Origin of the sequence: Paenibacillus sp. 8b26, from assembly GCF_050626875.1 — a bacterium.
In the GTDB taxonomy this organism is placed as follows: Bacteria; Bacillota; Bacilli; order Paenibacillales; family Paenibacillaceae; genus Paenibacillus.
Genome location: NZ_CP192445.1, coordinates 2,840,758 through 2,854,476, shown reverse-complemented (window position 1 = coordinate 2,854,476; position 13,719 = coordinate 2,840,758). Strand labels below are relative to the sequence as shown.

The window sequence follows — 13,719 nt, the reverse complement described above, 5'->3', positions numbered from 1 at the left end:
GCACCAGTAACGAACATTTTATACAGCCCAAACAATGAGGCGGTATAATGTTCCTGTGAAATGACAGGAGGGGTTATGTAGTGACTGTAACCGAGAAAGTTATTAATTTTGCACATCGCGGTGCTTCGGGTGTATGCCCTGAAAATACGATGGCGGCGTTTCGCCACGCTTTGGAGCTGGGGGCCACCGGCATAGAGACGGATGTGCAGCGTACCCGGGATGGGCATTTGGTGCTTATTCACGATGAATCACTGGAACGCACGACAGGTTCCCCGCTGGATGTACGCGATATTACACTGGAAGAACTGAATGGGTTAGATGCAGGCGGCTGGTTTGATGAGAAATTCCGGGGTGAGCGTGTGCCGCTGCTGGATGAGCTGCTGGAGTTGGTACAGTCTTCGGATGCAATCATTAATCTGGAATTGAAAAATAGCATTTACCTCTATCCTGGTATGGAGGAGGAGGTGATTGCCGCTGTACGACGTTTCGGTTTAGAGGAGCGGGTGATTATCTCCAGCTTCAATCATGAATCGCTGGCGCTCTGTGCGCAATTGGCCCCTGAGATCAGGACGGGAGCGCTGTATATCGAGATTATGGTTCGCCCGGCGGAGTATGCAAGTCGATTCGGGGTCACAGCCCTGCATGCTTACAAGCATTCCGTCACACCGGAGGGAGTATCTGAGGCACTGGCAGCAGGTGTAGTCTATCACCCGTGGACAGTGAATGAGCCGGAAGAAATGAAGCGGCTGCTGGAGGCGGGGGTGAGCGGTATTATCACCGACTACCCTGATCGCTTGGCATCTCTATTGGCTGTCCGCTCTTCCTAAGCCGAAGCCGAAGCCGAAGATACCACGGAACTGCGACTAAGATACGCAGGGACGTGAGTGTGGCTATTTTTTGAAGCCAAAAGACTCTCCTGTACGCACTCGTTTTTACGAGGCGAAGGAGAGTCTTTTTTGGTCTTGAGCTGAAGAATATATCATCACAATGATCTTGTTTCCTTTCTATTTGACGCCGAGCCGCATACGATAGCTGAACAGGATATCCAGTGTTCTGTCCTGAAAATGATCTTCTACAAGCTTCACAAAACAGGCCAAATCTTCATTAAGCGTGCGATTGCCTAGTTTGAATAGGGTCTGAATACCGCCTTGGCTAAGAACAAGCCCAATATAACGAGCTGCGTCACACTGCTCACGGTTATGGAAGACAATCTCCCGGGTATATCGAAATTGTCCGCTGCGCTGTAGATTAGGCAAATGCTGATCCTTGCTCCATTTATGGGCTTGCTGCTCTACAGGTGCTTCCCGATTCAGAATCTCATCTGCTTTGGCGATCAGTTGTACATAAGCTTGGTCTATCTCCCATTGCAGCACTGGAGGCCAATCGCAGTCAAAGGCGGCGAATACCCCGCCTTGAGCCAAGACTCTGCCCGCTTCCCTGAGCGTGCTGTCGGGGTCCATCCAGTGAAAGGATTGAGAGCAGGTGATGACGTCTACAGTTCCATCCTCAAAGGGCAGGTTGTTGGAGAATCCGCTTTTAAAGGAGATGGTGCCTGCCGTTGTCGCTCCTGCTGTCTCCAGCTTGCGCTGCGCTTTTCCTCTCATGTCCGGGTTGGGCTCGATGCCGACTATCTGCCGGGCCACGTCTTTCCAAATGAAAGTCGAAAGCCCTGTTCCACAGCCAATATCAGCAACAAGCTCCACTTTTCGTTCCAGATAGCGGGTAATGATCTCGACAACGAGCGACGGTGCTTCCGGACGGTGTTGGTCGTAGTCATCGGCAAAGCCGTTGAAACGGTCTACATTACTTTGCAAATTCCCCTCAGGTATCATATGGACTTTTTCCTCCCTGATTTCGGCGGACAGCCGAGCCTATTCCCATGGTACTGTACTTTTACATTGTACAGGTTTATGTGTTTATCCATCTACTCTTGTGGTTCCACAACATGGATCAGATATCAGAATATGCACAGGAAGAGGGGATAGGTGCAATCCTATGTGCCTATTTTATCGTGAAGCCAGTGCCCACTCGTGCATCATGGAATCAAGTATTGGACGAAGATCCTCGCGCTGCATACCCATGTGGAGTACGGCTTCCAGGTATCCTGCTTTATCACCGATATCATAACGTGTGCCTTCCAGTTCTAGTGCCAGAAGTTGGTTCTGCAATGCTACCTGATGAAGGGCGTCAGTCAGTTGATATTCGCCGCCCGCACCCGTGGACAGATTCTCCAATATTGAGAAAATGGAAGGCTCCAATACATACCGCCCAATGACTGCCTGCCGTGAAGGGGCTTCCGCAGGAGATGGTTTTTCAACAAGTCCGCCAACTTCGTGAATAAGACCGTTCTGATGGATGGAGTCAATAATGCCGTATTTACTTACATCCTGTTCTTCCACTGTGCGTACGCCGACCACTTGCTTGCCAGTCGCTTCGTAGACATCCATCATTTGGCGAATCGCCGGAGTGGAGGAATTCATAATATCATCACCCAGCAACACAGCGAATGGCTCATCCCCAATAAACTGACGGGCACAACGTACCGCATGTCCCAAACCGAGGGGTTCTTTTTGGCGGATATAGTGAATGACCGCTTTGCCCCCGATGCTTTGAACCTCGCGCAGAAGATCATACTTGCCTTTGCTCTCCAGCACTTGTTCCAATTCCACGGACTTGTCAAAATGATCCTCGATGGCTTTTTTATTACGTCCAGTCACGATAATGATGCTTTCAATCCCGGATTTGATAGCCTCTTCTACAATATATTGAATAGCTGGCTTGTCGACAATCGGAAGCATTTCTTTAGGTAAAGCTTTAGTAGCAGGTAAAAAACGAGTTCCTAATCCGGCGGCTGGAATAACGGCTTTTGTAATTTTTCTCATAGAGATTCACTTTCCTTTCGAGATGGGGAACCGAATACCCAGTATCGGCTCCCGATATAGTTGATAATCATTCCGGCTGCGGTGGCGATCAGCTTGCATACGGCAAGCGGCAGCTCGGTTCCACTGTGAAGCATTTGTAATAATAAGGAGGTCAGTCCCAATACGATCAGGTTGATGACGATAAATTTAGGCAATTGACGTTTATGAGTATCGGGTGCTGGTTGTTTGTCGAATGTCCATCTGCTGTTCAAAATGTAACTGTTGGCTGTGCCGCAGCTGTATGAAATGATCTGCGACAACACAACCGGAACTCCGGCCCAAACCAGCAGCATGAAAATGATATAATCTACGCCCGTATTCACCAGTCCTACCATGCCAAAACGGATCATAGGGAGTAGCTGGGCCATGCGGCTTTTCATAGGTTACGCTCCGTGACCGGATTTAGGTCCGGTATATACCGCGCTGTTGCCGCGTACGGTGCGGCTGGCGGATATCAGGCTGTCACGGGAACCTTGCATGTACAGGGATTCACGTTGTTCAGGGGCCTTCATGGCATGGGTAGGGCCGTTTTCGTATTGTCCACCCAGATGTTCACGGACAATGTAGAGCGGGCGGGCTTTGGTTTCGTCATAAATCCGTCCAACATATTCACCCATAATACCGAGAATGATCAGGATCACTCCGTCAAAAATCAGGCTGATGCTAATCATGGACGACCAGCCCTTCATGACATAGGAATCGGTGAAAAAGTTGAGAAACAATACGTACATCAGATACAGGAAGCCGGACATGGACAGGAGTGCGCCGATATAACCTGCCAGCTTGAGCGGTTTAATGGAAAAGGATGTGATTCCGTCCAGACTGAGCTTGATCATGCGTTTCAGCGGATACTTGGTTTCACCCGCGAGCCGCTCATCGCGCTCATATTCAACAGCCGTCTGCTTGAAGCCAATCCAGCTAACGAGTCCACGGACAAACCGATTATTTTCCGGCAGCCGTTTCAATTCGTCTATTACCTTGCGATCCATCAGGCGGAAATCGCCGGTATCTACCGGGATATTAATATCCGTTGATGCTTTCAGTACACGGTAGAAGAGGCTGGCAGACCACTTTTTGAAGCGAGTTTCACCATTGCGTTTCAACCGCTTGGCGTAGACTACCTCATAGCCTTCCTTCCACTTGTTGGCCATCTCAACGATCAGTTCCGGCGGGTCCTGGAGGTCGGCGTCAATAACGACGACCGCCTCTCCCACCGCATAATCCATCCCGGCAGTAATCGCTAGCTGATGACCGAAATTACGGGAGAAATCAATCAATACTATGGTATCGTCTCTGAGACTAAATTCCTTGATCAACTGGACGCTGCGGTCCGAACTGCCGTCATTTACGAATATCAGCTCGTAGGGCTCGCCCATCGAGCCCATGACTTGCTTCAGCCGCCGATAGGTTTCGGTAATGACGGCTTCCTCGTTGTACATCGGAATAACTATGGAATAACGGATTTGTTCACTCATCAGTAGTTCCTCCTCGTTTATAATGTGATTTCGTATAAAGTACCGCTTCCGCCACGTTCGTCTCCGCCAGGTCCACCTTGACCATCCTGAGCGTTCGAGTTGCTATTCGTGATGTCGCTTCCGCTGTCGGATGCTTCGGCATGGTTACTGGTTTCGCCAGTTGTTGTTTTCCATTCATCTGTAGGAATCACTTTGCCATGTTCTTTGATCCATGCAGTGACTTCGGAGTTACCGCTGTCCGGTCCACCGCCGCCTCCACCGTTGATCATGAAGTATTTCACCTGACCGCTTTCTACCAGTGCCTTGATCTTATCGACGGTATACACCGGATCGGAGGATACAAAGCCGTTCATAATAATCACTTTTTGTCCAGCTTCAATCATGTAAGGAGCGGCTGTTGAATAATTGCTTGCTGCGAAAAGGTAGGTTTCACCTGTGTTATGCTTTTGCAAATAGCTCAACGTTTTTTGGTCTAAGCTTTGACTACCGTTTGGTCCACCCATTCCTCTGGAGCGGGTAGAAGATCTCTGTTCTCTGTCTGTGCTTGTTCCTGTGCTTGAAGTAATACCATCAGAGCTGGATTGCTCTGCATTATTGGTTTGGTTATTCGTTTGAGTTCCTTCAGCTTTTTGCCCATTTGCACCCTGGCCTCGGTTGCCAAAATTACCTCCCGGCATTCCGCCACCTCCACCGCCGCCAAATTGTGTTGGTCCGGCTTGTGGAATCATGCTGTTCCCCCCGTAGGTAATTGGTGTTAACGCCCAGTACACAGGGCCGATGAACATTGCGAGTACACTTGCAATGATGGCATATCTCGTGAACTTCTCGGATTTCAATCGTGCTACTACCAGTAGCGCCGTGCCGATGATACCGAGGATCAATACGGCGATGGACCAGCCACTGCCGATAGTGTCGTTGTAATTTTGCAGGACGAACCAGCTAAATACCGAGGTTGCCAGTACCGCTGCGGGTAACAGCCAGGAGAGCCAGCCGGAACGCTCACGATATTGCTCCCACAATTCCACGAATCCGGCTCCGAAGAGCGCTGCAATCGGTGGTGCGAGCATAATCAGGTAATAATGATGGAAGAAACCGGCTACGCTGAAAAATGCAGCTACGGGAATCAGCCAGGCCAGCCAGAAGATGACCTCTTTGTGTTTTTGCGTGATATTACGGCGTCGAATGCTTGCAAGCAGACCGATTGAAGCAATCAATGCGAATGGAAGCAACCAACTGGCTTGACCTGACAGTGCAGATTGGAACAACCGTAAAGGTCCTTTTTCACCCGTGCCGAACATGCCGCCACCGGAATTTCCACCTGGTCCACCCTGACCACCAGGACCGCCTTGACCGTTACCGCCGAATCCGCCCGGTGTCATTTGCCCCCCCGTGTCGTTGCCACCTGTTGTTGCAGTGCTATCCGATGAGGTAGCTTTTTGAGCTTGATCCGAATTGGTATCTCTATTGGTTGAAGCATTTTGTCTCCACTCCGAGCGTTGACCACCACCAGCGCCGCCGCCTGTTCCTCGGTCTCCCGTCAGACGGGAGAGGCCGTTATAGCCAAAGGCCAAATTCAGCACGGAGTTCGTACCGCTGCTTCCCATATAGGGGCGTTGGTCTGCCGGAGTGGAGTCCACCACGACTGCCCAGGAGAGCGACACAGCCATGAGCACGACTGCCGATGCTGCCAGTGTTATCGCTTTTCGCTTCCAGTTAAACTTGGAGCCCAGCAGGTAGAAGAGTCCCAAAGCGGGAACAATCATATAGGCTTGAAGCATTTTTTCGTTAAAGGCGATACCTACGACTGCGAAAGCCCAGAGGATCGGTCCCATTTTGTGGTTTCTAATGCCTCTGAACAGCAACCATGTTGCGAGCAGCAGTGTGAAAACCAGCATCGCATCAATGTTATTGGTGCGGCTGACCGCTACTGCAATTGGTGTAGTTGCCATAGCGAAGGCGGCCAATCGAGCGGCCATCGTACCGAAGCTCGGCTTGATGAGCAGGTAAACGAGCAATACCGACCCGACCTGAGCGAGCGCTTGCGGCAAAATAACGCTCCAGCCGTGAAGCCCGAATATATAGGCGCTCGCGGTCTGAATCCAGAACACGACGGGCGGTTTGTCTACCGTTACCGATCCGGCAGAATCGAGTGAGGCAAAGAAGAAGTTGTGAAAGTTCTCTAGCATGCTTGCTACGGCCGTCGTGTAGTAGGTGTTAACATATTTGTCTTGCCAGATGTTGTATCCGTTCAAAATCGCGGATATCAGCATGATGATGATGAGGGGGACGTCCGCCCTGTTCTTGAACCATTTCTTAATCATGTACATTCCACTCCCTGTGAAAATTCTTTGTATTTATTCCGTTGTTCTAGCCGCTATCTTCAGGACTGTGGAATGATCAGCCATTTCCGATCTTGGGCCCGGTGAACTACCGGCTTGCTTTTATCATGCCTGACGTAGCTGAAATGGTTATGAGCGCTCCCTGAATGTTAGCTGAAAGCTGGATAGGGGTGCTTTTTTTACGTAAATATTCAGGTATATTAGATACAAGTGAAAATGAATCGATCTTTTATTAAGAAAAAAAGTGGTGTCATGAAAGGGAAGATAAGCGATGAATCCGATACACGGGGTTAAAATTATGCTAGCGGACGATGAGCCGCACATTTTGCAATTTTTGGAGCTTGGGCTGATTAATGAAGGCTATGAGGTCAAAACAGCTGAGAACGGCAGTGATGCACTGGATTTAGCAAAAGAATTCCGCCCGCATGTTGCGGTGCTGGATGTTATGATGCCTGAAATGAATGGCTTTGAGGTATGTCAAAGTCTCAAGGAGACAGAGGATAACATTGCAGTCATTATGCTGACAGCCAAGGATGATGTGGATGATCGGGTAAAAGGATTAAAACTGGGCGCGGACGATTATGTCGTGAAGCCCTTTAGTTTTAATGAACTGCTGGCCCGGATTGAAGCACGTCTGCGTAATCAGTTCCCTGATCTGCTTGGAGAAGTGGTTCACGGGCCCTTTCAGGTGGATGATCGACGAAAGGAAATTCGCTACCAAAATCAAGTGCTGGAGCTGTCGCCTACCGAATATGAACTATTGAAATTTCTGGTATTGAATAACGGGATTGTTCTTAGTAAAAGTCGCATCCTGGATCGAGTATGGGGTTACGATTTTGGGGGCGAGGACAATATTGTCGAGGTGTATATTCGCTCCTTACGTGAAAAGCTCAAAGACAAGGAGCATCGGGTCATTCGTACGCTGCGTGGTGTTGGGTACCGGGTGGACTTGCTATGATGGCGGCGGGGAAAAGTCGGAGAAGAACTGCGCTCCGTTCTCTCCGCTCCCAGCTTTTAGCCAGAACGTTACTCATTTTGGCTCTGCTGCTCGTATTGATCGGCTTTCTGCAATATTTCCTTATGAAAGATTTTCTGTACCGCAGTCGGGCGGATGCGATGGGAACGCAATTAGGTTCAATTCCTGCCGATTTATTGATTAAGAATTCGCAAGAGAAGATCGGAGGCTCCACTCCCCAAGAAGGAACCAATCGGAGGGATGATCGACCGGGGCCGTTTCTATTTTGGCCGGATATGTCGCTCGCTTCCATAGGTAAAGACGGAACCTTCTTGAGCTTGTCCAGCGAAAATGGACTTACGCCACCGCGTCTCACCACTCAGCAGTATAATTCGATGCAGCAGAACAAGCGCATGCGTCATGGCTATCAATTGCTCACGGATGCACAAGGGAACGAGCAACTGGTCGTATTCCGTCCGCTCGGTCCACCTGACCGTTCGTCAGGTTTACTTCAAATGGGCGTATCCACAACTTCCATGCAGGAGCAACTGATTAACCAGCTACGTACCTTCATTTTGTTATCTCTGATTGCGCTCGCAATTGGTCTGGCGCTCATGCTTCCTGTGCTGCGGCGAACGTTGGTGCCCCTTTCGAGGATGGTCGAGGCGGTCAAACGCATTGATGCGGGCAATCTGGCCGAGCGCTTTGACGCAGAGCAGGGGCAGTATGAGGTGGACCGCTTGGCGGTATCCTTTAACGGGATGCTGGAACGGCTGGAGCATTCATTTGCTGCCGAGCGCGAGTTACAGATGCAGATGAGACGGTTTATTGCGGATGCTTCCCATGAATTGCGCACCCCGCTCACTTCGATTCACGGGTTCTTGGAAGTGCTGCTTCGTGGAGCCGCATCTAATCCAAAGCAGCTTCAATCTGCACTGGAGAGTATGCATGGAGAATCCAAACGGATGAACAAGCTTGTCTCCGATTTACTGTTGCTGGCTAAGCTGGACCGGACGCCGGAGCTGAAGCTGGAAGATATGTCGCTGGATGCGTTGCTGCTGGAAATGAAGCCGCAGCTTCTGATGTTGGCGGGTAAACGAAGAGTGATTTTTGATATGACGGCGGGTGTGCGAGTGCTGGCGGAAGGGGATAAAATCAAGCAGGTCATGCTCAACCTGTTCCATAATGCTGTTCAGCATACGGATATGGAAAGAGGTGTGATCCATGTAAACTTGTCTGCCGGGAAAAAGCTGGCGGATATTCAGATTCGTGATAACGGGCCAGGTATGAGCAAAGAGCAGTTGGAGCGGATTTTTGAACGCTTTTACCGTGGAGATGAGTCACGTACACGCAGCTCGGGGGGAGCCGGTCTCGGTCTGGCGATTACACAGTCCATTGTGGAAGCGCACGGCGGAAAAATCACCGCTGCAAGTACGCAGGGAGAAGGTAGTGTATTCAAGGTTACGCTGCCGTTAGCGGGGGCCGTATAACATTGTAAATTATGGTATAACATAAAAACAGCCCCCCGAACGGCAACGTTATTTATAACGCGGCTCGGGAGGCTGTTTGGATTAGTTAATCAATGCAGCCTTTTGTAAAAGCACATGCAGCACCTTGGCAGATGCTTCACGCGTTGTAGGCGCGTTCGGCTGGAAGTAGGAGGAGCCCTTGATGGTTGCCCCGTTGATAATGCCTGCTGCGCTCACTTTTTCAATGCTATCCTTGGCGTAGCCTGCGAAGGATGAAGCATCATGATACGGTGTGCGCGCAGGGCCATCTACAGATGCTTTGATCTGAAGCAGGTCTACTGCTTTGCTCAGCACGACTGCAATTTCCTGACGACTGATGTTAGCGTTCGGATCGAACTTGTCGCCGCTGCGACCTGTGACCAATCCGGCCTCGTAAGCGGCTGCCACATCGCCGGAATACCAGCTACCTGCTGGAATATCGCCGAATGGTGCGGCAGTACCCGGTGTCAGGCCAAGAGCCCGGGTTACCAAGGCTGCAAATTCCGCACGTGTCACGTTCTTCTTCGGTGAGAAGGCCGTGTCTGTGGTGCCGTTGATCAGCAGCTTGTTCGCAAGCGACTGAATCTCGGATTGAGCATACGACGATGAAATATCTTCAAAGCTAACGGGACGAGTCGCCGCTGCATACGTCGAGAAGCCCGGACGGCTTACCTTAACGACTGTTGATCCATCTGCCTGCTTGGTAAAGACGGATGGAACCGGGGAGACATTTCCGTTAGCTGTATAGAGAACACCGGCTGTATTCGACTCAATTTGGCCAGGTACGGTGAAGGAACGACTAATGAACTGTCCTGGCGCAACCTTAAGCGGTTCGCTCTTGCCGCCAGTGACCACATTAGCTTCAAACCCTACAGGGGTGCCAATCACAGTCGACCCTTTCAGCTTGCTCGTAAATGTGTTGCTTTCCTGTGCCTGGCTGCTGATTACTACTTCAATGCCTGCACCAGCAGGAGCGTTTTTCAATGCAGATATCGGCAAAGCCAGGGAAGATCCTGTGTTGCTCACGATCAGGCTGCTTCCTGCCGGAGCCTTGCCCAGCATTGTCAGTTGGGCGGAAGTCAGTGCTGCTTTGGTCGTTTGACCCGCTTGGCTGCTGGCCGACAGGACGATGGCTATTGGGCTGGAGCCTGCTGCCGTCACAGTAGCCTGCAAATCTGCATCGGTTACAGTCAGTGACTGTACGTTATTATTCACCGAGACAGTTGTAGCTACTGCTTTTACCGCCTGTCCTTGCTTCACTACGGATTGAAGTGAAGGTGCAGATGTAGCGACAGGGGTGGATGTGGTGGTTGAAGCGGAAGGTGTAGTATTACTTCTGCCGCCACCTCCACCTGCACTTCCACCTCCGCCACTGCTGGAGGCAGCGCTATTGTCGACGCGAATGGCCTTCATAGCGGTGAAAAATTTAGGGCCGTCAGTATTGGTCTCGACTTCGCCTTTCGCATTCAGTTCCGGCGAATTAACCTCCAGCTTATACACACCGTCCTTCAAATGCTGAATAACGGGCTGACCGCTGGCATCCAGAACAGGTTTTCCGTTGGCATCGTATTCGACATAGCTTCCGTCAATGCCTTTGAAAGCATACGCTCCTTGCTTGAGACGAGCGTTAACTCCTTGTTCCTTGGAAGTCGTAATTCCATTAATAAGACCAATTAATTTATCATCTATGCCATATACATAGAGAGCAATTTGGTTTGTTTTATCCGTGGTCAGGCGGAAAGCAAGATCTGTTGAGCGTTGAGCGCCTGTACGGTTTGGATAAATAATCGGGTTGGTTATACTCAGATCCTGCAAGCCGAAGCCTGTGGGCGGATTTTCCTTGCCGACATGAACGACGAATGGCAGATGCAATGTAGGCAGTCCGGCGCTTTTCAGGATAACTTCTCCCTCATATACGCCTGTAGCTGCACTTGAGCTTGGCTGTACGGACAGGAAGAACGGTTGGGATTTACCCGCTTCTGCCGAGAGCGCCCCATTCGTGCCAACACCTTGCAACTGAACAGCGATATTGCTCACGTTAGGCGTGGCAACGGGCTTGGCAGGATCAGAAGTTACATGATCATGCAAAATGTAGCTGGCTTCATACTGTACGCTGTTTGCGGACAGATTTTTAAGCTGCAATTGTATTTGCTTCGCATCACTGCCTGGTTTTAAGATCCCGAAGCTGGCGGAAGGATTGTAGTTCACGACCTCTTGCCGATTGAAGTTCTTATCGAGAATCGTAATTTTTTCAACAGTTTCCAGCAGGGCTGGGGTCTGAATCGCATTGGCGATGTTTACAAGTCCTGCACCTTGGGAATACACATCGTATTGGATTTGAGCCTCATCGTAAAGCGTATCCGACGTGTTCGCCAGAGCAGCACGGATATCGAACGGCGTCCAGTTTGGATGCTGCTGCTTCAGCAATACAGCAAGTCCGGCTACATGCGGAGAAGCCATACTGGTTCCGTTGCTACGTTTGTAAGCATGATCATAAGAGGCATCCGGATAGAACTTGGCGAAAGCAGGATAGGTTGACAAAATGCCGACCCCCGGTGCACTCACATCCGGCTTGATGCTAAGCAACTCGTCGCCGTTCGGCCCACGGGAGCTGAATCCAGCCATCGTATTGCCTGCATTATCTGTGCGAATAAACTTCTCTCCGAAGGAGACAGAGAACTTTTCTCCGGCGTTGTCGACGAGTTGTTTAGCCAGCGCGCGACCTTCCTTACCTTTCATATCAAAGGTTGGAATAAAATCAAAGCTGTCGCCCTGGTTAGCGTTTACGTTGCTATCTAGACTCGGAATGGAGTCTGTCAAATCAGCCTGCGTGATGTCAGTCGTTTTTGCTCTCCCGTTAAAAATGATTACGGCTTTTGCGCCGTTTTCTTTTGCATTTGCAATTTTATCCACGAATGTCAGGCTTCCACGTGACACGAGGACAATTTTTCCGGCTACATCTTTTCCTTCAAAATCATCAGGCTGCCCCAAATTTGCATATACCAGTTCATAAGGGGCAGTTCCCAGAATTGAAGCAAAATCCTCTTGGCCTGTCCCCCAGCCCATCAGATTAAACCCGTAATGCGCATAAGCATCGGCGGTTACTGTTTTCTTCAATTCACCATTCGCTTCCCAATAGGAATCACGGGTTACTGAAGCTGTGCCTGAGAAGCTTTTGCTCGGCGAGGTTGCCGCACCAACGGAAATGGCCAACTGGGATGAGGCAGGGGAACCCATTGAATAATAATAATTCCCGTCTTGTGCCGCATTACCATTCGCAATGACAGCAACTACACCGGAAAGCACCGCATTATTAATGGCAATGGAGTCCGGGGAGTTCGGGTCCTTCTCGGAGTCTGAGCCGAGGGACAGGTTAATCACGTTCATGCCATCCTTGACAGCGCGTTCAATACCGTCAATGACCTGTGCGGAGGAACCGGAGGAACGCCCGGTTTTGGTATTGCGTCCAAGCACTTTATATACGTATAAGTCCGATTTATAGGCAATACCCTTTTGTACAATATCTGCTGTTTTATTAGCGGCCTGGCCAGCAATCGTACCGGAGACGTGCGTACCGTGAGTTGTTCCGGCAAAACCTGTGCCGTACGGGTCATTCTCTTTTTCAAGGAAAGGCTCCTCGTATGGATCGTTGTCCTGCTCAAAAGAGTCATATCCACCCTTGTAAGCTGCTTTTAAATCCGGGTGCTCATAATCGATTCCGGTATCAATAACCCCGACCTTAATCCCTTCGCCTGTCCAACCTTTAGCCCAGGCTTCAGGAACGCCAATCTGATCCAGCGGTGCGTTATCATACGTTGCTTCGCTGGCGGTGAGTGTCGGCGGGTCCTGTACGGGGATGGAATAGTACGTCTTGTTTTCGTGGATGGATTTTACGCCTGGCAGTTTTGCCAGTTCCGGAATTTTATTGGCTGGAAGCGTAACCTCCAAACCGTTAAGTACCGTGTTGTACTGGTAATTCACCTGAAGGGGAATGCTGTGCTCTGCCGCTCTATCCACGAACGTTGTTTGCTCATTGACGATAGCGGATTCCGCTTTTTGTTCGGATCGAGCTGTGAAAGTCTGATTGCCCGACTGTGCCGCATATTTGTCCACGGCTAGTGGTTCGCCATCAAGCTGTACGATGACTCTGACCTGCTGGGGGGAAGTGGTACTCAGCTCTGGCGAAATGAACGCCGGTGTTGCTTCGGAAGTCAAAGTTTCCTGTGCTTCTAAAAATGAACGGGTTTGCAGGTCTACGGTAGCAGCAGAACTGACAGATGGAAGAGACAAGCTTACCGTCAAGGCAAGAGCGAGTGTTACGACAGGAATTTTTCTCAAAATGATAGGCTTTTTCAAAGATTTCCCTCTTTTCAATCAAAATATGATTTGTCTACATACTAGGATTTGAAGCCACTGTCGAAGTTCTCACGCCTCCCTCAAGATTCAAATGATAGAATTGACCACTGGTGACTAACTTGCCAGTTTTGAGGAATATCTTACCATGTTAGTGGGATATATTAC

At 50.1% G+C, this 13,719-nt stretch carries 9 protein-coding genes; 3 read left to right on the top strand and 6 right to left on the bottom strand.

Translation table 11 applies throughout. The features are described 5' to 3' along the window. Positions 1 to 80: 80 nt before the first annotated feature. On the top strand, positions 81 to 827 hold the full coding sequence (locus ACQ4MX_RS13180) for a glycerophosphodiester phosphodiesterase (protein WP_431091034.1): 747 nt from the start codon (positions 81 to 83) through the stop codon (positions 825 to 827). A gap of 177 nt (positions 828 to 1,004) precedes the next feature. Here the strand turns inward: ACQ4MX_RS13180 and ACQ4MX_RS13175 are convergent, their stop codons facing one another. From ACQ4MX_RS13175 to ACQ4MX_RS13155, 5 genes are all read right to left on the bottom strand, one after another. Beyond that, positions 1,005 to 1,832: a class I SAM-dependent methyltransferase gene (locus tag ACQ4MX_RS13175; RefSeq protein WP_431091033.1), complete on the bottom strand. Its 828-nt coding sequence runs from the start codon at positions 1,830 to 1,832 to the stop codon at positions 1,005 to 1,007. Positions 1,833 to 2,006: 174 nt separating this feature from the next. Further along, positions 2,007 to 2,882 (bottom strand): UTP--glucose-1-phosphate uridylyltransferase GalU, encoded by an 876-nt coding sequence (gene galU, locus ACQ4MX_RS13170; protein ID WP_431091032.1) that lies wholly within the window; start codon positions 2,880 to 2,882, stop codon positions 2,007 to 2,009. Beyond that, positions 2,879 to 3,301 (bottom strand): GtrA family protein, encoded by a 423-nt coding sequence (locus ACQ4MX_RS13165; RefSeq protein WP_431091030.1) that lies wholly within the window; start codon positions 3,299 to 3,301, stop codon positions 2,879 to 2,881. The genes galU and ACQ4MX_RS13165 overlap by 4 nt, the downstream gene beginning before the upstream one ends. A gap of 3 nt (positions 3,302 to 3,304) precedes the next feature. Beyond that, entirely contained in the window at positions 3,305 to 4,396 is a 1,092-nt protein-coding gene (locus ACQ4MX_RS13160) for a glycosyltransferase family 2 protein (protein ID WP_404521647.1), read from the bottom strand. A gap of 17 nt (positions 4,397 to 4,413) precedes the next feature. Beyond that, positions 4,414 to 6,717 carry a glycosyltransferase family 39 protein gene (locus ACQ4MX_RS13155; protein WP_431091029.1) on the bottom strand — a complete coding sequence of 768 codons (2,304 nt, stop codon included), beginning with the start codon at positions 6,715 to 6,717 and terminating at the stop codon, positions 4,414 to 4,416. A 289-nt stretch (positions 6,718 to 7,006) separates the two neighbouring features. Between ACQ4MX_RS13155 and ACQ4MX_RS13150 the strand changes: the two genes are divergently transcribed. Beyond that, complete coding sequence (locus ACQ4MX_RS13150; protein WP_431091028.1) at positions 7,007 to 7,693, top strand: response regulator transcription factor; 687 nt, start codon at positions 7,007 to 7,009, stop codon at positions 7,691 to 7,693. Further along, positions 7,690 to 9,180, top strand: coding sequence for a sensor histidine kinase (locus ACQ4MX_RS13145; protein ID WP_431091026.1), 1,491 nt, complete (start codon positions 7,690 to 7,692; stop codon positions 9,178 to 9,180). Before ACQ4MX_RS13150 ends, ACQ4MX_RS13145 begins: the two co-directional genes overlap by 4 nt. Before the next feature lie 81 nt (positions 9,181 to 9,261). Here ACQ4MX_RS13145 and ACQ4MX_RS13140 read toward each other — a convergent pair whose 3' ends face one another. Next, positions 9,262 to 13,554 (bottom strand): S8 family serine peptidase, encoded by a 4,293-nt coding sequence (locus tag ACQ4MX_RS13140; protein WP_431091025.1) that lies wholly within the window; start codon positions 13,552 to 13,554, stop codon positions 9,262 to 9,264. Positions 13,555 to 13,719: the final 165 nt, after the last annotated feature.